The organism is Sphingomonas sp. BAUL-RG-20F-R05-02 (genome assembly GCF_022662305.1).
Taxonomy (GTDB): Bacteria; Pseudomonadota; Alphaproteobacteria; order Sphingomonadales; family Sphingomonadaceae; genus Sphingomonas.
The window spans coordinates 293,695-315,320 of record NZ_JAKNQH010000003.1 but is presented as its reverse complement, the minus strand read 5'-3'; the positions used below and the strand labels follow the sequence as shown (position 1 = coordinate 315,320).

16 protein-coding genes are annotated in these 21,626 nt (G+C 65.6%); 8 read left to right on the top strand and 8 right to left on the bottom strand.

Going from position 1 to position 21,626, the window contains the following annotated elements; genetic code table 11:
• Positions 1-25: 25 nt before the first annotated feature.
• Positions 26-799 (bottom strand): FadR/GntR family transcriptional regulator, encoded by a 774-nt coding sequence (locus L8F97_RS09520; RefSeq protein ID WP_277924883.1) that lies wholly within the window; start codon positions 797-799, stop codon positions 26-28.
• A 64-nt stretch (positions 800-863) separates the two neighbouring features.
• The gene (locus tag L8F97_RS09515; RefSeq protein WP_242148842.1) at positions 864-3,836 is read right to left on the bottom strand and encodes a TonB-dependent receptor; all 2,973 of its coding nucleotides are present in this window, start codon (positions 3,834-3,836) and stop codon (positions 864-866) included.
• A 420-nt stretch (positions 3,837-4,256) separates the two neighbouring features.
• Here L8F97_RS09515 and L8F97_RS09510 point away from each other — a divergent pair, with 420 nt between their 5' ends.
• The 8 genes from L8F97_RS09510 (at position 4,257) to L8F97_RS09475 (ending at position 15,773) form a co-directional block, all read left to right on the top strand.
• The gene (locus L8F97_RS09510; RefSeq protein ID WP_242148840.1) at positions 4,257-5,462 is read left to right on the top strand and encodes a rhamnogalacturonan acetylesterase; all 1,206 of its coding nucleotides are present in this window, start codon (positions 4,257-4,259) and stop codon (positions 5,460-5,462) included.
• A 116-nt stretch (positions 5,463-5,578) separates the two neighbouring features.
• The gene (locus L8F97_RS09505; protein WP_242148838.1) at positions 5,579-5,893 is read left to right on the top strand and encodes an L-rhamnose mutarotase; all 315 of its coding nucleotides are present in this window, start codon (positions 5,579-5,581) and stop codon (positions 5,891-5,893) included.
• An 11-nt stretch (positions 5,894-5,904) separates the two neighbouring features.
• Positions 5,905-8,904, top strand: a complete 3,000-nt coding sequence (locus L8F97_RS09500; RefSeq protein ID WP_242148836.1) for a glycoside hydrolase family 35 protein — start codon at positions 5,905-5,907, stop codon at positions 8,902-8,904.
• A 31-nt stretch (positions 8,905-8,935) separates the two neighbouring features.
• A complete protein-coding gene (locus tag L8F97_RS09495) occupies positions 8,936-10,048 on the top strand; it encodes a glycoside hydrolase family 105 protein (protein ID WP_242148834.1) in 1,113 nt (370 codons plus the stop codon).
• A gap of 93 nt (positions 10,049-10,141) precedes the next feature.
• Positions 10,142-11,689: a glycoside hydrolase family 28 protein gene (locus L8F97_RS09490; RefSeq protein WP_242148832.1), complete on the top strand. Its 1,548-nt coding sequence runs from the start codon at positions 10,142-10,144 to the stop codon at positions 11,687-11,689.
• The gene (locus tag L8F97_RS09485; protein ID WP_242148830.1) at positions 11,686-12,894 is read left to right on the top strand and encodes a glycosyl hydrolase 53 family protein; all 1,209 of its coding nucleotides are present in this window, start codon (positions 11,686-11,688) and stop codon (positions 12,892-12,894) included. Before L8F97_RS09490 ends, L8F97_RS09485 begins: the two co-directional genes overlap by 4 nt.
• Before the next feature lie 144 nt (positions 12,895-13,038).
• A complete protein-coding gene (locus L8F97_RS09480; RefSeq protein WP_242148828.1) occupies positions 13,039-14,571 on the top strand; it encodes an MFS transporter in 1,533 nt (510 codons plus the stop codon).
• Positions 14,572-14,588: 17 nt separating this feature from the next.
• Positions 14,589-15,773 carry an SGNH/GDSL hydrolase family protein gene (locus L8F97_RS09475; RefSeq protein WP_242148826.1) on the top strand — a complete coding sequence of 395 codons (1,185 nt, stop codon included), beginning with the start codon at positions 14,589-14,591 and terminating at the stop codon, positions 15,771-15,773.
• On the opposite strand, the gene L8F97_RS09470 is transcribed toward L8F97_RS09475, so the two are convergent.
• From L8F97_RS09470 to rhmD, 6 genes are all read right to left on the bottom strand, one after another.
• A complete protein-coding gene (locus L8F97_RS09470; RefSeq protein WP_242148824.1) occupies positions 15,770-16,606 on the bottom strand; it encodes an alpha/beta hydrolase in 837 nt (278 codons plus the stop codon). The genes L8F97_RS09475 and L8F97_RS09470 overlap by 4 nt on opposite strands.
• 25 nt (positions 16,607-16,631) lie before the next feature.
• Positions 16,632-17,699 carry an L-rhamnose/proton symporter RhaT gene (rhaT, locus tag L8F97_RS09465; RefSeq protein WP_242148822.1) on the bottom strand — a complete coding sequence of 356 codons (1,068 nt, stop codon included), beginning with the start codon at positions 17,697-17,699 and terminating at the stop codon, positions 16,632-16,634.
• Positions 17,696-18,598, bottom strand: coding sequence for an amidohydrolase family protein (locus L8F97_RS09460; protein WP_242148820.1), 903 nt, complete (start codon positions 18,596-18,598; stop codon positions 17,696-17,698). Before L8F97_RS09460 ends, rhaT begins: the two co-directional genes overlap by 4 nt.
• 61 nt (positions 18,599-18,659) lie before the next feature.
• Positions 18,660-19,406 carry an SDR family NAD(P)-dependent oxidoreductase gene (locus L8F97_RS09455; RefSeq protein ID WP_242148818.1) on the bottom strand — a complete coding sequence of 249 codons (747 nt, stop codon included), beginning with the start codon at positions 19,404-19,406 and terminating at the stop codon, positions 18,660-18,662.
• On the bottom strand, positions 19,403-20,260 hold the full coding sequence (locus tag L8F97_RS09450) for a fumarylacetoacetate hydrolase family protein (RefSeq protein WP_242148816.1): 858 nt from the start codon (positions 20,258-20,260) through the stop codon (positions 19,403-19,405). The genes L8F97_RS09455 and L8F97_RS09450 overlap by 4 nt, the downstream gene beginning before the upstream one ends.
• Positions 20,261-20,284: 24 nt before the next feature.
• On the bottom strand, positions 20,285-21,478 hold the full coding sequence (rhmD, locus tag L8F97_RS09445; protein WP_242148814.1) for an L-rhamnonate dehydratase: 1,194 nt from the start codon (positions 21,476-21,478) through the stop codon (positions 20,285-20,287).
• Positions 21,479-21,626: the final 148 nt, after the last annotated feature.

Below are 21,626 nucleotides of genomic sequence, written 5' to 3'. Positions count from 1 at the left end.
TAGCCCTGGTTTTCAAGCAGCGCGGTCATGCACCCAAGACGGTTCGCGTATCGTCCAGCGCGAGCGACACCAGTGTCGTCATCGTCTCACGCGCTTGTGCGGCGTCCCCCACCGCGATCGCTTCGAACACCGCGCCATGATCGTCGATCGGACTGCGCGGAATCGCGTTCTTGCGATACTTGAACACCGTGGTCCACCGCACCGCCGCCGTGATCGTACTTGACAGTGCGGCGAGCGGTTCGTTGTCCGCCGCGAGCAGGATCAGATTGTGGAAATCATGATCGGCCTGACGCCCCGCCGGCGTGGAAAGGCCATGCCGCCCCATTTCTTCCAGCGCATGACCAAGCTTTGCGAGCTGCGCCGCGCTGCGACGCGTCGCCGCCAGTGCCGCCGCCGCCGGTTCGATGATGAGCCGCAGTTCGAACAGGCTGCGCACGAATGCCTCAGGCGGCTCGTTGACGAACGCCCAGGCGAGTACTTCGGGATCGAGCATGTTCCAGCGCGCCCGTTCGCTAACGCGCGTTCCGGTCTTGGTGCGGCTTTCGACCAGCCCCTTGGCGGCGAGGATCCGCACCGCCTCGCGATAGGCGCTGCGCGATACCTTGAGTTGCGCGCTGAACTCGACCTCACCGGGCAGGATATCGCCCGGCTGATGCTGACCGCTAACGATCGCCACGCCGAGGTCGCGGGCGATGGTGGTGTGGATACGCGTAACCGGCTGCCTGCCGGACGCGCCCAGTTCGCGCCCGCTCGACCTGTCCGTCACGTCCGATTCCTCGCCATGCCCCGCTATGACCATGCCGGAACCGGCTGTCGAGGCCACCGCGCAGGCGGTGCCCTCGACGCCGGCGGAGCGCGGTCGATCAGAAGCGGTACGATGCACCGAAGCTGATCGTGCGGCCGATGTTGGTCTGGAACAGCGTGTCCTGCCGCACGCTGTCGGTATACAGGTTGTTCTGTTCGTTGGTCAGGTTCTGCCCCTCGACGATCACCTTGATATGGTCGTTGAGGTTGTACGAGGCGGAGGCGTCGACATAAAGCGTCGGCGCATTGCCTTGCAGATCGCTGCCGGTCGAGGCCGGGATGCCGCGGATGAAGCGGTCACGCCAGTTGGCCGTGCTGCGGATGCTGAACTTGCTGTCCTCGTAATAGATCGTGCCGGACGCGGTATTGCGCGACAGGCCGACCAGATCGGCGGTGGTGGTGACGGTCGGCACGCCGTTCACGCTCGCCAGGATGTAATTGATGTTCGAGGTGACGTGCGTGTAGTTCCCCAGCACGCCGAGGTTGTGCAGGAAGCCCGGCAGGAAGGTGAGCGGCACCTGCGCGTTGATCTCGACACCCTTCAGCTTGCCGCCCGGCGTGTTGAACGGCTGCGTCACCGTGAACAGTTCGTTCGGCGAGGTGTTGGTGTTGTTGAGCAGCGCCACCGGCAGACCGAGCTGCGTGAACGGCACCAGCGACGTCACGTTCTGCACGAAGCTGCCGATGTCCTTGTAGAAGAACGCCGCCGACAGCAGGCCGCCCGGCCGGTAATACCATTCCAGGCCGGCGTCGAAGGTCTTGGCGCGGATCGGGTTCAACTGCGGGTTGTTGATCGTGCCGGTGCGCGTCACGCCGTTGACGCCGCTGGTCGGGGTGAGCACGCCGAGTTCCGGCCGTGCCAGCACCTTTGACCCCGACAGGCGCAACAGCACGTTGTGGATCGGCTCGATCACCAGATTGGCAGAGGGCAGCCAGTCCTGATAATCCTTCTGCGCGGAGGCGAACTGGCCAATCACGCCGGTCGGCGACGCCGCATTGGCCACGTTGATATAGCCGGACGAATGCATCTCGGTCTTGATGTAGCGCACGCCCGCGTCGCCGCGGATGCCCCAACCGATCACGTCGCCGAGGTTGAACTCAGTCATCGCATAGGCGCTCGATTCCTTCTCGAACACGCGTGAGCGCACCCCGCCGCAGCGGTAGTCGCAGTAGCGCACGCCGGCGAAGTTGAACGCCTGTTCCCACTTGGTGTGGTCGATCACCGCCCAGCTTGCCGGTGCGCCATTGCCCCACAGGTTGTTGACGCCGCTGACCTGCGTGGTGATGCTGGCGAGCGACGTGCCGGCCGGCAGCGCCTTTACCGCGAGATCGGCGGTGTATGGTGCCAGCGAGCTGGCGAGATAGTTGCTCGACCGGTACTGGCCGCCGAACTTCAGCTTCACGACCGGCGAGAACGTCCAGATGCCGTTCAGTTCGCCGGTCAGGCCGGTGGTGCGGTTCTTGGCGGGACGCGCCTGGAAGCTGAACCCGCCCAGGACGGTGCCATCGCTCCGACCCGGCGCATAGTTGAAGTTGTTCGGGTTGGAGACGTCGAAACCGAAGCCGAGCAGCGGGGTGCTGCCGCCATTGCGGTAATCCAGCGTGAACGGCTGGTCGATCGCATCCATATAGGTTTGCAGCCGCTCCTTACCATCGAGCAGCGACTCGTTCATGCCGAACAAACCTGAAATCTCGAGGTGCTCAGTGAAGCGGTGATAGAAGTTGAGGTTGGCCTGTTTGAAGGTCGAGACGAAGTGATCGTACAGGCTCTCCGCGCGGACATCGACACCTTTGAACGCGCCGTACACGATCGAGCCGTTCTTATCGAACTGCACGTCCGTCACCGACGTCATCGGCTGGCCGTTGTTCGAAGCCGAGCGACCGAACGACACCGCCTCGATGTAGCTGTCGGTGCGCTTCACGTCGAAACGCGAATAGAGCAAGTCAAGCGAGATGTCGGTGTCTTCGTCCGGCTTGAACTGCAACGAGACCGTGCCACCGATGCGCTTCTGATCCTGCTGCGAGTTGAGATACCGCGGGATGCGCGGGAAGAACGCGCCGCTGCCGGGTGCGCCACCATTCTTGGTCAGGGACCGGATCGTGTTGTACGCCGCGACGCTGCCGCTGCGCGGATTGCCGGTCGAGCAGTTCGCCGCGTCGGTGCCCTTAACCACGCTGGTCACTGGGTTCTGAGGCGTCACGCCGATCGGCGAACAGAAGCCGCCGTTAACCGTCGAGGGCAGTAGATCGACCGCCGAATATCCGACTTCGCGGATGTCACGCTGCTGATAGGCACCCGAAGCGAGGATGCCGAAGCCGGAATCGCCGAACTTCTTGGAGATCAGCCCCGAAAAGCGCGGGTTCACCTGCTTGGAGAGCGTGTTGTAGACGCGCTTGCCGGTGGCGGTGAACACGAAGTCCTGCTTGCTGTCAAACGGCTTGGGCGCCTTCAGATCGACCGTCGCGCCAAGCGAACCCTCTTCCACGTCGGCGGACGGCGTCTTGCGCACCGAAAGCTGCGAGAAGATCTCGGACGGGAAGACGTTAAAATCAAAGCTGCGGCCGACCGCGCCGCCGCCGTAAATATCCGACGATCCGGTCTGCGACGTACCTTCCATGCCGTTGATGCGGATGCGGGTGAAGCCGGCGCCAAGGCCGCGCACCGAGATGTTCTTGCCCTCGCCGCCGTCACCGCGGGCCAGCGCGATGCCGGGGATGCGCTGCATCGATTCGGCGAGGTTAGTGTCGGGGAACTTGCCGATGTCCTCGGCGACGATGCTGTCGATCGCAGCCGTCTCAGTGCGCTTCTCGTTGAGCGCGGCGTTGAGCGAGGCGCGGAAGCCAGTGACGATGATGTCCGGGGTCGCGGTATCGGATGCTGGCGGTGCGCCGTCCGCTGTCGGCGGAGCAGGTTCGGCAGGCACCTGCGCCGGGCCGGTCTGCGCGACAGCCGGATTGGCAAGCGCGATCATCAACGCGAAACCGGAGACGGCAGCGCAATAGACGGCAGACGACGTGACTTGCTTCGACACTTGCAGATCCTCCCCATGTAATCCCGGCGTTTTCGCCGGCGTGCCATTCACGTCTCGTGACAGCAGGCGCCACTATGCCGAGCCAACCATCCCGATCAATCATGTTTTGCAACCAAGTACCATAAAGTGGTACTAAACGTGACAAAATAGTCACGTATGGCAGCCTCTCGGAAAAATTGTGCCGGATCGGCTCGATTCGTGCTCAGCCCAGCCCGACTGCCGCCACTGCTTGACCACTGCCTAGCCAAGGACTTCGGGACCTAAGTTAGCGCAGGTGCCGAGCGGAATATGTCAATCGAGCACCAACTGCTGTTGCCAGGACCGCAGACGTAGCGCTGGCATTTTGCGAGGTCGTGTTCCTACAATATGGCGGACTCGTTCAAAACGTGAAAACAAGCTGACGGCTACGAGAGGAAATCCATGGGCTTCCCTGCTGCAATCGCATCTGTGCTGCTCATGCTGGCGGGGGTCACCCCTCCGGTCAGCTTCGCGCTCGATGGAAAAATCAGCGGCCCTGCTTACGAAGCCGGTACCGCCGGGTTCGAACCAGGCGGCGATGCGGGCGGCTTCCTGTGGTCGGCGCCGGTCGCGGAGGGCAACTACCGCGTTACCGTGACACTTGGAGATCCGCGACACGCCTCGCTGACAACGATCAAGGCGGAATCGCGGCGGTTGATGCTGCGAAACGTCGTTACCCGACCGGGCCAGATCCTGACCCGCAGCTTCATCGTCAACGTGCGCCGGCCGGAACTCGCGCCACCGCCGCCGACCGCGCCGGGCGGCACCGGCGTCCGCCTCAACGCGCGCGAGGATGGCAGCTATGATTGGGATGAGAAACTGACGCTTGAGTTCCTCGGCAATCCCAAGGTGCAGAGCATTTCAATAGTGCCCGTCGACGTGCCGACGGTTTACCTGGTCGGTGATTCAACGGTGACCGATCAGCGTTTCGAGCCGGCGGCAAGCTGGGGGCAGATGCTGCCCGCCATGTTCGACACATCCGTCGCGGTCGCCAATCACGCGGAATCGGGGGAGACGCTGAAGTCGTTCATCACCGAACTACGGCTCGACAAGGCGCTGTCGCGGATGAAGGCAGGCGATTACCTGTTCATCCAGTTCGGCCACAACGACCAGAAGCAGCAGTGGCCGCAGACCTATGCCGATCCGAAGCTCACCTACCCCGCTTATCTGCGTGCCTATATCGCCGAGGCGCGGCGGCGCGGGGCGCAACCTGTCCTGGTGACGCCGCCCGATCGCCGCAACTTCGATGCGGCCGGCAAGATCACCTCGACACTGACCGAGTATGTCGCCGCGATGAAGCGCGTGGCGGCGGAAGAGCACGTGCCGCTGATCGACCTCAACGCCGATAGCCGCATGCTGTACGAAGCGCTCGGTCCAGCGGTGTCGCCACGCGCGTTCAACGATGGTGGTGCGGACAAGACGCATCACGACAATTACGGCGCGTTCCTGCTGGCGAACGCGGTGGCGACGGACATCAAACGTCAACTTCCGTCGCTCGCCGGTCACATCATCGCCGCACCGCTCGATCCCGCACACCCGCCGTTACCCGACGCGCTGATGATCGCGCCGAGCCTAGCGCGTAGCGCACAGCGCCCGGCGGGAAGTTGAGCCCGATCGGCAACAGTTCGTGACAAAAGCTTCATCAATCCACATTGACGCACCCGAACCATTGACCTACAAATTATAGAATATAATCCCATTTATTGGGAGACTAAGGAGGGGCAATGTCGATTCACGCCTTCAGGATGCAGCTCAAGCCGGGCGTGCTCGACGAATATCGTGCGCGCCACGATGCGATCTGGCCCGAACTCTCCGCCCTGCTTACGGCAAGCGGCATCTATGATTACTCGATCTTCCTCGACGAACAGACGCTGAGCCTGTTCGCAGTTCTGAAACTGGCCGAGGACAATGATCGCGATGCGCTGCCTGACCATCCCGTGATGAAACGCTGGTGGGACTATATGGCGCCCTTGATGGAGGTCGAGCCCGACAACCGGCCCAAGGAATGGCCGCTCCCGCTGATCTTCCACCACGCATGAACGCGCGTCGCATGCTAACCGCCGCATTGCTCGCCGCAAGCGCTCTGCCCGGCATCGCCACCGCGCAGGTCGCCCGACCGGTGTTCAACGCGCACGCACCGGTCAAGACGTTCGGGCGCGTGTCGTACGACAGCCGCTCGCTGATGATCGACGGCAAGCGCACGATCATCTGGGCGGGCGAGTTCCACCCGTTCCGCCTGCCCAGCCCCGACCTGTGGCGCGACGTGTTGCAGAAGATGAAGGCGAGCGGCTTCAACGCAGTGTCGCTGTACTTCGACTGGGGGTATCACAGCCCCAAGCAGGGCGTGTACGACTTCAGCGGCATCCGCGATATCGACCGGCTGCTCGACATGGCGGCGGACGAAGGGCTGTATGTCATCACCCGCGCCGGGCCGTATGTGAACGGCGAGCTGACGCGCGGTGGCTTCCCCGGCTGGCTGGTCAACCAGAAGGCGCGGGCGCGCACCGACGATCCCACCTACATGGCGGCCGCCGACGAGTGGCTGCACCGCATCGACGCGATCATCGCGCGCCACCAGATCAACGGCGACGGCAAGGGCCACAAGGGCACCGTCATACTCCACCAGATCGAGAACGAACTGTCGGTGACGGGCGCGTCGCAGCGCCGCTACATGGACCACCTCTATGCCGGAGCGCGAGCGGACGGCATCAGCGTGCCGATCTTCCACAACGACCAAGGCCGCAACGGCTATTGGACGCCGCAGAGTAGCACGGTCGACAAGGTGGTGACCGGCCCCAACGACCTGTACGCGTTCGACGGCTATCCCGGCGGCACCTGCACCGTCGGCGGGCAGCCGACACGCGGATCGGCCGCGCCGGACTGGGGCTATTACGGCCCCGGCGGCGCGAAGGGCGGCGCCTCCGCCTCGCCAGACACGCCCGGCTATCTGGCCGAATTTGGCGGCGGCTGGTTCGATTACTGGGGATCGAACGGCGGGTACGAATGCAACGCGGTGCAGCGCGGCAAGCGTTTCCAGCGGGTGTTCTACGGCACCAATCTCGCCAACGGCATCGGCATGCAGAGCTTCTACATGACCTATGGCGGCACCAGCTGGGGCTGGTTGCCCGCGCCAGTGGTGTTCACCAGCTACGATTACGGCGCGGCGATCTCCGAGGCGCGGGTGCTGCGACCCAAGGCGGCGGAGATGAAGCAGCTCGGCGAACTGATCGCGGCGGTGCCCGATCTCGCCGGGATCGTGCCGGCGGCGCCCGTCGCGGTGAGCGGCGGCGCGGTGCAGGTCTATCACAACCGCAATCCCGAGAGCGATGCGCGCTTCCTGCTGGTGACGCACAAGCCGTCTAACGGACCGAGCAACGACGCCTTCACCATAACTGCCGATCTGCCGGACGGGCATTATGCCTTCCCGATGCAACTGAACGGCTTCGACGCCAAGTGGCTGGTGGCGGGGGTGAACCTCGGCGGGCAGCGGCTGGTCTACTCGACGTCGGAATTGCAGACCGCGCTAACTGTCGATGGTGGCGATGTCATGCTGCTCTACGGCCGCGCCGGTGAGCCGGGCGAGACGGTGCTGCGTTACAAGACCGCGCCGAACGTCACCGTGCTGTCTGGACAGGTGACCAGCGCGTTCGATGCGGCGAACGGCGATCTCAAGCTCGGCTACACGCACAGCGGCCTCGCCCGCGTGCGGATCAGCGGCGGCGGGCGTCCTGCGCTGACGCTGCTGCTCGGCGACGAGGCGGCGGGCGTGCAGTTCTGGCGCACCGACAGCAATGCCGGGCCGGTGCTGGTGCGCGGACCGACGCTGGTGCGGCATGCGGTCGCCACCGGCGGCGCGCTAGCGCTGACCGGTGATACCGAAGGAGACAGCCCGCTCGAAGTCTGGGCGCCGAAGCTCGCGCGCGTGACGTGGAACGGCGCGGCCGTGGCGACCGCACGCACCGCCTCCGGCAGCCTAGAAGCGACCACGCCCCTGCCCGGCCCCGCCGCCGTCGCGCTGCCGGCGCTGACCGGCTGGCGAAGCGCACCCGGCTCGCCCGAGGCGGCACCCGGATACGACGACAGCGGCTGGCAGTCGATCGACCGCCGCGCCAACGCCTCGACCACCGCCGCGCCCGATGGCCAGCCCAATCTCAGCATGGACAGCTACGGCTTTCACGACGGCGACGTGTGGTATCGCGGGCGCTTCACCGGCACCACCGACGCGCGATCGGTGAAGTTCACCTATGGCGGCGGTGGTGCCGGCATGATGCAGGTGTGGATCGACGGGGTATTCCTCGGCCAGCATGAGATCCCCACCGGTCTGCCCCGCCCGATGACGCTCGGCGCGGCCGGGTTCGATCTGCCGCCTTCCGCGCAGACCGGCGCGCATGTGCTGTCGGTGACGGTGCGATCGAACGGGCATAACTGGGATCTCGACGCGGACGACTTCCACAAGGAACAGCGCGGGCTGATCTCCGCCTCGATCGAGGCACCGGGCGGGCGGTCGTTCGGCGTGCCCATCGCGTGGAAGATCCAGGGCAATCGCGGCGGCGAGGATATCGCCGATCCGGTGCGTGGCGTGCCCAACAACGGCGGCCTCGCCGGCGAACGGCTCGGCTGGTATCTGCCCGACTTCGACGATGCGCGCTGGGCGAGCGCCACCATACCCGCCGCCAGCGCGAGCGCCGGCACCACCTGGTATCGCACCGGCTTCGACCTTGCCGTGCCGACGGGGCAGGACGCGACGATAGGCGTCAGCTTCGGCGATGCGAGCGTACCGCGTTCGGTGGCGCGCTACCGGGCCTTGATCTTCGTTAACGGCTGGAACATGGGCCAGTTCATCGCCCATATCGGCCCGCAGCGGACGTTCCCTATCCCGGAGGGCATTCTCAATCATCACGGCCACAACAGTATCGCGCTGGCGGTAACGTCGGACGGTGCCGCTGGCGATGCGCTGGAGGCGGTCAGGCTGGTGACGCTACACAACGCCCGCGGCGGTGTGCCGGTGAAGATGGTCGCTGCACCCCGGACACCCGCCGACCTTAAATAACCCTCAAGATTTACCCCCAGGAGACCCGATAGTGGCCGCGCTCACGCACGACATCCCCCGTACCGAAATTACCCGTCAGATCGCCAAGCTGATCGACAACCTCGTCAACATCAAGGACGAGACCGGCGAGTTCCTGCTCCGCCTCGAAGACGGCCGAGTAATCGACACCAAGGGCTGGAACGACTGGGAGTGGACGCACGGCGTCGGCCTGTTCGGCCTGCTGCGCTATTACGAGCAGACCGGCGATCTCGAAGCCTATGACGTGATGGTCAACTGGTTCGAGGATCGCTTCGCCGCGGGCACCCCGACCAAGAACATCAACACGATGGCGCCCTTCCTGACGCTCGCCTACCTGTACGAGCAGAGCGGCGAGCAGCGCTATCTGCCGTATCTCGACACCTGGGCCGAGTGGCTGATGGCCGACGACGGCCTGCCCAAAACCGAGGAGGGCGGCTTCCAGCACATCGTCTTCAACGACGAGAACCCCGGCGAGCTGTGGGACGACACGCTGATGATGTCGGTGTTGCCGCTCGCCAAGATCGGCCAGTTGCTCGGCCGCGACCATTATATCGAGGAGGCCAAGCGCCAGTTCCTCATCCACATCAAGTATCTCTACGACACCAAGACCGGGCTGTGGTTCCACGGCTGGGACTTCACCGAGCGCCACAATTTCGCGGGTGCACTGTGGGCGCGCGGCAACTGCTGGGTGACGATCGCAATCCCCGAGATTCTCGAAATGCTCGATCTGCCGGGGGGGGATGCGTTCCGCACCTTCCTGATCGATACGCTGAACGCGCAGGTCAAGACGCTCGCCAAGCATCAGGACGAGAGCGGGCTGTGGCACACGCTGATCGTCGATCCGACCAGCTATCTTGAAGCCTCCGCCACGGCGGGCTTCGCCTATGGCATCCTGAAGGGCGTGCGGAAGGGCTATCTGCCGCGCGAATACGAGCAGGTCGGCATCAAGGCGGTGCGCGCGGTGCTCGCCAATATCGACGACGCGGGCGAGCTGAAGCAGGTCAGCTTCGGCACCGCGATGGGCAGCACGATGCAGTTCTACAAGGACATCGCGCTCACCTCGATGCCGTACGGCCAGAGCCTTGCGATCTGCGCGCTCGGCGAGTTCCTGCGCAGCTACATCTGATACCGACTGCCCCTGCCCCGCCGCCGCGCGGGGCAGGGTTTGCAAAGGCTCCGCAACGAGGGCCGACGCCACAACCACAGAGGAGAGAGCGCCGTGATCGATCGTCGTCTGCTGTTGGGAGGGGGCGCCGGATTGCTCGCCGCCACCGCTTTACCCGCCTTCGCCAAGCGCAAGCCGCTCGTCGCGGCGCTCGGCTTCGTCGATGTGCGCGATCATGGTGCCAAAGGCGACGGTGTGACGATCGATTCCCCAGCGATCGACCGCGCGATTGTGTTTGCGGCGGCGCGCGGCGGCGGCACGGTGTATTTCCCGCCCGGCACCTACGCCAGCTATACCATCCACCTGATGAGCAACATCACGCTGCACCTCGATCGCGGTGCGGTGCTGCTCGCCGCGCCGGTGCCGATCGAGGGCACGACCACCGGCGGCTACGATCCCGCCGAACCGCAGGACGCAAGCATCGAGCCGTTCCAGGATTATGGCCACAACCACTGGCGCAACAGCCTGATCTATGGCGAGGGGCTGCACGATATCGCCATTACCGGCGAGGGGCTGATCTGGGGCAAGGGGCTGAGCCGGGGCCACCCCGATCCCGGCGTCGCCCGCGCAGAGATGCCCGGCGTCGGCAACAAGGCGATCGCGCTGAAGACATGCCGCAACGTGCAGTTGCGCGACTTCTCGGTGTTGAAGGGCGGGCATTTCGCCTTGCTCGCCACCGGCGTCGATAACCTCACCATCGAGGGGCTGACCGTCGACACGAACCGCGACGGGTTCGACATCGATTGCTGCCGCAACGTGTTCGTGTCGAACTGCCGGCTCAACACACCGTATGACGATGCGATCTGCCCCAAATCCTCGTTCGCGCTTGGCTATGCGCGCGCCACCGAGAATGTCGCGATCAGCAACTGCCATGTGACGGGCGCGTATGAGGTCGGCTCGTTCCTTGATGCGAGCTACCGCCCGCTGGTCAAATCACGCGACACCTGGCTGACCGGGCGAATCAAGTGCGGCACGGAAAGCAACGGCGGGTTCAAGAACATCACCGTCAGTAACTGTGTGTTCGAGAAATGCTGGGGCCTCGCTCTCGAATCCTGCGACGGCGCGGTGATCGAGGACGTGGCGATCAGCAACATCACCATGCGCGATTGCCAGAGCGCGCCGATCTACATGGTGCTCAACAAGCGGATGCGCGGGCCGCAAGGTGCTGCGATAGGCGCGATCAGGCGGGTGCTGATCGACAATCTCACCTGCATGAACGCGTCGGCGTACCCCGCGCTCATCACCGGGCTGGAAGGCCATCCGATCGAGGACGTCAAGATCGCCAACGTCTTCGTCGAACAGGCGGGCGGCGGCGACAAGGCGATGGCGGCGCTCGTCCCGCCCGAGCTGAAGACGACCTATCCTGATCCGGATCGCTACGGGCCGCTGCCCGCGACCGGCTTCTTCGTGCGGCACGTCCGCAATCTCGAGATGAGCCATGTCGAGGTGCGCACCCGCGCGGCGGATGCGCGCGCGGGCTTCTGGTTGCGCGACGTGGACGGCTTCGACGGGTCGTTCCTCAAGGTGCCGGCTGGGGCGGCCGCGTTTTACCGCGAGGGCGTGCACGATTTCCGCGCGGTCGCGAACGGGGCGAGCGTATGACGATCGACCGGCGTGCGGCGCTGCTCGCGCTGGCGGCGGCGGGTGTGGTGCCGATGCTGCCGGCGCAGGCGGCGCCCGGTGGCCGGCGCTTCCTGCTCGGCGCGGACGTGTCGTGGCTGCCCGAGGACGAGGCGGCGGGCGCGGAATATTGGTACGGGGGCAAGCGCTGGGATCTGCTCGCGCTGCTCGCCTCGGTCGGCTTCAACGAGATCAAGGTGCGGGCGTTTGTCGATCCGTCCGCGCCGGACGGCTATTCGGCGGATGCGCCCAAGGCGGGGTGGACCAGCCTCGCCCACGCGATCGCGCTCGGCAAGCGCATCACGCGCGCCGGCATGGGCTTCACCCTGTCGCTCAACTTCGCGGATAGCTGGGCCGATCCGCAGGGCCAGCCCAAACCGCTGGCGTGGCGCGATCTGCACGGGGCGGCTCTCCAGCAGGCGGTGCACGATTATGCGCGCGCCACCCTCGCCACGGTGCGGCGCGCGGGGCTGCGGCCGACGATGGTCTATGTCGGCAACGAGACCACGTTCGGGATGCTGTGGCCGGACGGCCGCGTGCCGCTGTCGCGCGCCACCGGCAACCCGGTGACCGACAAGACGCATCTCGACCCCGGCAAGGTGGGCGGGATGGAGGGGTTCGCCGCGCTGCTCAAGGCGGCGATCGCCGGCATCCGCGCCGCTGATCCCACGACGAGGATCGTCGTGCATAACCACCTCGGCCGGCACTGGCTTATCCTGCGCGACTGGGTGGATGCGCTCCGCGCCCACGGAGTACCGTTCGATGCGGTGGCGCTGTCGTGTTATCAGCAGGCGGCGGAGGGGGATTGGGCGACGAGCTTCACCAACTTCTGCACGCGCTATCCCGGCACCGGGCTGATGGTGGCGGAATATTCGAGCCGCAAACGCTACCTTAACGATCTCGTCCATGATCTGCCGAACGGTCAAGGCTGGGGCACGTTCATCTGGGAGCCGGTGCACTATCAGGAGGCGCTCTTCGACAAGGACGGTCGATCGGCTGGCGAAGGCCCGCGCCCGAACCTGATCTCGCAAGGCATGAACAGCGCTGAGGCACCCGGCGGCGGCGCGCCCAAGCCGGTGAAGCCGGAGCCGAAGCATTTCGGCGTTGGTGGCCGGTTCGAGGGGAATGCATTTCTGGACCTGTATCGGCGCATTGCCACGGATTATGGTTTGCGGACCGCTTCATGAGCCTTCCGTCGAGTAACGAGAGGAGGAGCGTCGCCCCCCGCTTGCACATGTTCCACATATTGCTAGTATGCGCCACATAATGACGGCTTAGCCGTACATCATACGCAGGGTCCTGCGTGAAATCGCAAAGCGCGGGAGCGGACGATGGCAGAGCCACACGGTATGATAGCGGCCACCGGCCCCCGGCCGGTCAAGCTGGTCAACTACCTCGCCTACGGGTCGAACGACGTGCTCGGCGCGGGATCGATGGCGGTCATCTCCGGCTGGGTGCTGATCTTCTACACGCAGTTCTGTGGGCTTAGCGCGGGTGAAGCGGCGACGATCTTCGCGGTGGCGCGCGTGCTGGATGCGTTCGCCTCGCCGATGCTCGGCTACCTGTCCGACAATTTCGGCGGCACGTGGCTGGGCCGCAAGTTTGGGCGGCGGCGGTTCTTTATCCTCGCCGCGATTCCGCTGTTGCCGAGCTTCGCGCTGATGTGGCTGCCGGGACAGACGTTCTGGTATTATCTCGTCAGCTACGTGCTGTTCGAGCTGGTCTATGCGATGGAGATCATCCCCGTCGAGACGCTCGCCGCCGAGATGTCGAGCGATTACAGCAGCAAGGCGAAGTTCGCCGGCTGGCGTATTTTGTTCGGACAGGCTTCCGCGATCCTCGCCGGGTTCCTGCCGCTGTGGCTGATCGGCTATCTCGGGCGCGACAGTGCCGACACGTTTTTCTACATGGGCGTCCTGTTTGCCGCGCTGTTCATGGCGACCGCCACCTTCCTGTACCTGTTCAGCTGGGAGCGGCACATGCCGGGCGGCATGGCCCCGGCGCGGTCGGGTGCGGCACCGACCAGCGCGTTCGCGGCGTTCAATGCTTTGTATCGAAACCTGTTTTCGACCATGCGGATCCGGGCGTTCCGGCTGCACCTCGGCATGTATCTGGGCGGTTACATCAGCCAGGACGTGTTCAACGCGGCCTTCACGTTCTTCGTGATCTTTGCGCTCGCCGGCACGACCGCGCTCGCTTCGGGCCTGCTTGGGACGATGTATATCCTCCAGTTCGTGTCGGTGCTGCTCGCGATCAATCTCGCTTTGCGCACCTCGCCCGCCATCGCTTATCGGTTGGCGGCGGGGTGTTTCGCGGTCGGCGTGGTAGTGCTGCTCGGCCTGTGGGCGGCGGGCGTGCTGGCGTCGAGCTGGCTGCTGTGGATCCCGATCGGACTTGCCGGGCTCGGGCGCGGCGCGCTCAACTACATCCCGTGGGCAACCTACAATTACATGGCCGACGTCGACGAGATCGTCACCGGGCAGCGCCGCGAGGGCAGCTTCGCCGGCGTGATGACCTTCGTGCGCAAGGCGACGCAGGCGGTGGCGGTGGCGGGCGTCGGCTTCATCATGGAAGCGGGCGGGTTCGTCTCCAAGGCGAGCGTGCAGACACCGCAGGCGATCCTGACGATCGCGCTGCTGCTCGGCATCGGCACGATCGGACTGCTCGCGTTCGGCGTGATCGTGTCGCTGCGCTTCCGCCTCGGGCCGGTCACGCACAGGATCCTGATGGAGGAGATCGAGCACCTGCGCACCGGCGCGACCAAGCCGACCGATGCCGCACACCGGGCGGTGGTGGAAGATCTGTCGGGCTGGCGCTACGATCAACTGTGGGGCCGCAATTCGGTCGCCGCGCCTGTCGCATGACGCTGGGGAGGAAGTCCATGAAAGCCGGATGGCCATTGCTGATCGTTGCCGTGGGCGCGCTGCCGATGCCTGCCGCCGCGCAATTCTGGTCCCGCAGCTGGGCGGTGGCACCGCAAGCCGCCTCCACGCGCGACCCGCTGCCGGACCTCAAGGGCAAGACGCTGCGGCAGGTCGTGCGGATCAGCAGCGGCGGCACGCGAATCCGACTGCGGCTGAGCAACGAACTGTCCGCCACCGCGCTGAAGATCGGTAGCGTGCACGTCGCGCTGGTGGACGCCGGCGGCGGGATCGTACCCGGCAGCGATCGTGCGGTCACGTTCGGCGGCGTCGCCGCGCCGGTGGTACCGGATCGCGCGCCGCTGGTGAGCGATGCAGTCGCGCTCCGCGTCACCCCGCTCGCGCATATCGCGGTCAGCCTGTACTTCCCGGACGGTGCCGCGGATGCGACCGTGCACGGCTATGCCGCCGCCACCGCCGCGATCGCAAGCGGCGACCAGACCGCCGCCGCGACGCTGACCGACGGGACGCCGTTCAAGCAGCGCATGGTCGTCGACGGAATCGATGTCGAGACTGCGCGGCCCGGATCGACGGTGGTGGCGTTCGGCGATTCGATCACCGATGGCGTGCGCGCCACAGCGGATGCCGACACGCGCTGGCCCGATGATCTTGCCGCCGCGCTTCAGAAGGCGGGGCGCGCGGATGTCGGCGTCGCCAATCTCGGCATCAGCGGCAACCGCGTGCTGGCGGAGGGCGCGGGCCCCAACGCGCTCGCCCGGTTCGATCGCGACGTGCTGGCGACCCCCGGCGTCAGCCATGTCATCGTGCTGGAGGGCGTCAACGACATCGGCGGCGCAACCCGTGACAAGAAGCCGATCCCGACCGCCGCCGACCTGATCGGCGCGTATCGCCAGATGATCGCGCGCGCGCACGACCGGCATGTGAAGATGATCCTCGCGACGATCCTGCCGTACAAGGGCGCGGGCTACTGGGGCGCCGAGGCGGAAGCGGTGCGCAAGCAGGTCAACGCCTGGATCCTCACCAACCACGAAGCGGACGGCGCGGTCGATTTCGCGCACGCGGTGGCCGATCCGGTCGATCCCGACAGGTTCGCGCCCGCGTATAACAGCGGCGACGCGCTTCATCCCAACGATGCGGGCTTCCGCGCGATGGTGGCCGCGATCGACCTCAAGCTGCTGCGCTAGTCCAGAAAGCCGACCTGCCGCAGCCATGCCTCGCATAATGTAGGCCATACCGAAACCGGCAGCCCCGGCGTATCGAGCGCAAAGCCGTGCGGCGCATCGCCGAACACGTGGAGTTCGGCCGAGCCGCCTTTCGCCTCGAACGCAGCATGCAGCCGGCGTGCGTTCTCGACCGGGACGACGGGATCGCTGCCGGCATAGACGATAAACGCCGGGGGCGGATTATCCAGCAACTGCGCGTCGGGCTGGAGCCGGTCGTACATCGCCTGCTTCTCGAGCGGCGGCAGCGGCGGCTTGTCGGCGACGATTTGCCGCCCGGCGGCGTTGGTGGAGATAGGGGCGTAACCGATCACCAGCACGTCGGGAGGCGCGCTCGGTGCCCCGCCCCACTCCGGCGGGTATTCCGCCGCGAGGCATGCGGCGAGATGCCCGCCCGAGGACAGGCCAACCACGCCCAGCCCCTTCGCCGCCGTGCCGCTCGCGCGGATCGCCGCCAGTGCCGCGCGGGCATCTTCCAGCGGCGCGGAGAGGCCGTGTTCTGTGTTCGGGAAGCGATGCACCAGCACGTACGCGACATAGCCGAGCCGGTTCAGCCAGCGCGCCACCTGCACACCCTCGCGCCCGACCATCAACTCGACGTAGCCGCCCCCGCCGAGCACCAGCATCGCACGGCCATTGGGTCGTTCGGGCAGATAGCCGAACAGGCGTGGCTCCGCGACCGTCTTGACCACCGCCGCCGTGGGTGCGGCATCGGGATCGGCGAGCGTGAAGGCGACGGGAGCGTCGCCCGCGCCGTCCATCCGTAGCGTCAGATCCGCGCCGAGCCGGTGTTCCATCGCAATCCCCTTCGTTTGGTCGGCCTTATGCGGCGAGGCTGTTGCCGTAGCCGATCACCACCGTCGCCAGCACGAGCAGGCCGATGCCGCCCCACACCATCGCACGCACGCGCGGCGCCGCCGCCTTCCACTCGTTGAACGCGAAACCCCACAAGGTGCCGAAGATGATGATGCTCGCCATGTGCAGCGTCCAGCTCGAAAAGCCGAAGCGGCCCATCTGGCTCTCGCCCATCGTGTAGAAGAAGAATTGGAAATACCACATCGTCCCGGCCAGCGCGGACAGCAGGTAATTCTTGGCAAGCGGCGCACCGGCAGCGACCGCGCCGCGCCCGAGCCACTGCCCGGCGCTGCGGTTCTTGGCGATCAGCCACGCGCACCACAGTCCGTTGGTGACGAGCCCACCGAACATGACGAGGCACAGGATCGGCAGCCCGGTCCACAGCGGGCCGGTGCCGGCCTGCGCGGAGATCGCCTTGATCGGCTCGCCCGCGGCAAGGCCGAACGCGAAGCAAGACGACATGATGCCGGAGAACACCGCCACCGCGACGCCCTTGCGAAAGTTGAATTCGGCGACCGTCTCGGCCTTCTCCGCATCGCTCAACGCCGCATCCTTGCGCGCACCGGCGAAGGCAACCACGCCGATCCCGGCGAGCGTGATGGCGAGGCCGAGCAGCACGATCAGCCCGGATGGCGTATCGAGCAGCTTGGCGGCGAAATCGCCCTGCACCAGCGGCGGGATCAGCGTCCCGAACACCGTGCACAGCCCAAGCACCACCGCCATGCCGAGCGATAGGCCGAGATACCGCATCGTCAGCCCATAGGTCAGCCCGCCGAACCCCCACAGCAGCCCGAAAACCACCGGCCACAGCAATGTCGGCGTGGGCGCGCGTCCCAGCACGCCGAGCAGATCCTCCGTCTGGACGGACGCGAAGAACCACGGCGCAAGCAGCCAGGAGAAGATGCCCCCGGTCAGCCAGTAGATCTCCCACGACCAGCGCTTCACGCCGCGATACGGCACGTAAAAGGTCGCCGACGAGAAACCGCCGAGCCAGTGGTAGATCACGCCGATCAGCGGGTTCGGAGTGCCGTTCATAGTGTCAGGCCCAGTCGATAGATGCGGTTGGCGTTGGCGGCGAACAGCGCGTGCTGTTCGTGCGGCGTGAGGTCGGCGACGATGTCGGCGTAGGTGTCGAGGTGCTGGGCGAAGCTGCCGAACAGCTTGTCGGTCGGGAAGTCGCTGGCGAACATCGCGCGGTTGCTGCCGAACAGGTCGATTGTGGTACGGATCTGATCGCGCGCGAGGTCCGCCGACCAGCGGCGATCGCTGAAGCCGATGCCGGAGAGCTTGACCGAAACGCTGGGCAGCGCGGCGAGCGCGGCCATGCCGGCGCGCCACTCGGCTTGCTCGCCCGGCACCATCATGCCCATGTGGTTGATGATGACCGGCGTTTCGGGGTGACGCTCGATCAGCGGCACGAGACCTGCGAACTGCCCGGCATATCCTTGCAGATCGAAGCTGAGGCCATGTCTGCCGAGCGCTGCGAAGCCCGCCGCCCACGCCTCATCCTGCGTCACGTCGCGCGGCGTGTACGTGCGGTTGGCCTCCGCGTGCCAGTTGACGATGTGGCGAATGCCGCGAACGTTCGGGCGCTTCGCATGCGCCGCCAGCAGCGCGTCCACATCGGGATCGTCGAGCGCGGCAAAGGCGACGATCGCGTTCGGCATGCCGCGTTCATCGGCGATACCCTGCAACCAGTCGGTTTCCGCCAGCGCATCGTCCGGGTGCGCGCCGGCATCGATATGGACGATACCGCGCACGTCCCAACCTGCCGCATCGGCGAGGTAGTCGTCGAGCCGGTACGTCTTGGCGATCGGCTCGACGCTGCCGTTCGGCCCGGCGTCGCTGAACGGCGGGGTCAGCCACGCATAGCGCAGATGCGCCAAATCCCACAGATGGACATGCGCGTCGACGAAGGGCCGTGTGTCAGGCAATGCGCTCTCCCGGGGAGCTTAGGGCGCGCCGTCTCTTGGCGGACGGCTGCGCCCGTGTCGGTTAGAAGGTAGTGCGGCCGCCCGACGTGTCGAACGTGGAGGCGGTGGTGAAGCTGCACTCCTCGCTCACCATGAAGCACACCATCGCCGCGCTCTCATCGACTTCGCCGAGGCGCCCCATCGGAATCTTGGAGCGCATGTAATCGACCTGGCTTTGCGGAAGCTGCGCGAGGATCGGACTCTCGAACGTGGCGGGCGTTAGCGCGTTGGCGATCACGCCCTTTTCGGCCAGTTCCTTGCCGAGCGACTTGGTGAGACCGATCACGCCCGCCTTGGAGGCCGAATAGGCTGAGGCGTTCGGGTTGCCTTCCTTGCCCGCCACCGAGGCTAGGTTGGCGATGCGGCCGTAGCCGTTGGCGATCAGGAAAGGCACCACCGCGCGGCAGCAATAGAACAGGCCGTTGAGGTTGATGTCGATCACGCGCTTCCAGCTATCGAGCGGGAATTCGTGGACCGGCGCGGTCGCACCGGTGATGCCGGCCGAATTGACGAGGATGTCGATCTTGCCGAGCGCGGCGTTCGCGGCGGCGGCCGCTGCCTCGACCTGCGCCTGATCCGACACGTCGAGCGCGTACACGTCGGTCGCGCCGGTTTCGGCCTTGGCGGCTTCCAGCGCATCGGCGTTCACGTCCCACAACACGGCCTTGCCGCCCTCCGCGACGATGCGCTTGGCGACAGCCTTGCCGAGGCCCGACGCGCCGCCGGTGACGATCGCGCAGCGACCGTCGAAACGTCCCGCGTAGTTCATGCCAGCGTCTCCGCGCCGAGCTGCTTCCACGCCACGACCTGCTGGCGCTGCATGCCGAGCTTGTCGATCGCCAGTTCCATCACGTCGCCGGCCTTGAGATAGATCGCTTCCGGCTTCTTGCCCTCGCCCACGCCCGGCGGGGTGCCGGTGATGACGAGATCGCCCGGATACAGCGTGATATATTCGCTGACATAGGCGATGAGCTGCTTCACGTCGAAGATCATCGTCTTGGTGTTGCCGGTCTGCATGCGCTCGCCGTTGACGTCGAGGCTCATGCCGAGATCCTGGTGGTCACCCACCTCGTCCGGCGTGACCAGCCACGGGCCGGTCGGGCAGAAGGTGTCGTGGCCCTTGCCTTTCGACCATTGGCTGCCGCGCTGCTTCTGGTTGAAGCGCTCCGACACGTCGTTGACCAGCGTGAAGCCGGCGACGTGATCGAGCGCCGCATCCTCCGACACGTAGCGGCAGGTCTTGCCGATGATAACGCCGAGTTCGACTTCCCAGTCACCGTGCGTCGAACCCTTGGGCAGCATCACGTCGTCGTTCGGGCCGGACAGGCTCGACAATGCCTTCATGAACATCATCGGTTCGGTCGGGATCGGCAGGTTCGATTCGATCGCATGGTCACGGTAGTTGAGGCCGATCGCGACGATCTTGCCGATGCCCTTGATCGGCACGCCGTAGCGCGGCGTCCCCTCGACGACCGGCAGCGACGCGGCGTCGGCGGCGAGCGCCTGCGGCAGCGTCTCGATCGTCAGTTCGGGGATCACGCCCGACAGGTCGCGGATGGCGCCATCGGCATCGACGATGCCCGGCTTTTCCTGGCCCAGCGGGCCGAAGCGGCAGAGTTTCATGTGTTAGGTCTCGCTGTCTGTAGATCAGTGTGTGTAGGGGCGGTGCTTGGCGATCTCGGCGTTCCATTCGACGCCAAAGCCCGGCTTGTCGAGCGCACTTGCCTTGAGGCGGCCGTTCTGCGGTACCGGTTCGCCGAGCAACTGCGGCGCGAACATCGGCACCACCTCGGTCGGTCCGGGGTGCATCATCAGGAACTCGGCGAACGGCGAGTTGTGGCGGGTGATGACGAAGTGGTAGCTGTAGACCGACGATCCGTGCGGCACGACCATCTTGCCCTTGGCATCGGCGAGCGCGCTGATCTTTAGCAGCTCGGTGATGCCGCCGCACCAGCCCACGTCCGGCTGAATGATGTCGCAGCAGTCCATCTCCATCAGCATGCGGAAGCCCCAGCGGGTCGCCTCATGCTCGCCGGTGGTCACCAGCATGCCCTTCGGCACGTTGCGCTTCAATTCGGCATAGCCCCAGTAATCGTCGGGGCTGATCGCCTCCTCGATCCACTTGAGGCCATATTCGTGCGCGGCGATCGCGAGGCGGGTGGCATACTCCACGTCGAGCGCCATCCAGCAATCCCACATCAGCCAGAAGTCCGGCCCGACCTTCTCGCGCATGTCGGCGAGTTCGGCGATGTTCCTCTTGAGGCCCTCGACGCCCTCCGCAGGTCCGTGGTGCAGTGCCATCTTGCCGCCGATGAAACCGAACTCCTTGGCGAGATCGGGACGCGCGCCGGTCGCGTAGAATTGCAGCTCGTCGCGCACCGCGCCGCCAAGCATATGGTACACCGGCTCCTGCCGCAGCTTGCCGAGCAGATCCCATAGCGCAAGATCGACGCCCGAGATCGCGTTGATGACGAGGCCCTTGCGCCCGTAATATTGCGTCGAGAAGTACATCTGATCCCAGATCTTCTCGTACTCGAGCGGCGAACGCCCTTCTAGGAAGCGCGCGAGGTGTTTCTCTACGATGTAGCACGCCGGCTCGCCGCCGGTCGTCACCGCGAAGCCGACCGTGCCGTCCTCCGCCTCGATCTCCACCACCAGCGTGCCGAGCACGTTGATGCCGAAGCTCTGCCGGCTCTGACGGTATTCGGGATAGCGGCTCATCGGCGTGGCGATGTGATTGTCGATCCAGTGGCCTTCGCCCTGATCGTGATAATCGGCACCGCCGCCGCGCACCGTGAAGGCGCGAACATGCTTGATCTTCGACAGGGTCTTCAAGGTCACCAGCTATCTCCCGACAAGGGCAATGTGTTCATATCCAGTATGTGAAAGGAATCGCCAGCCGGTTTCACATTATGATACATTGATCCCGCAAGTGGACGTTGCGGGACCGTGTGGATCAAAAAGCGGCTCTGCTCCCCCGGTTTACTGT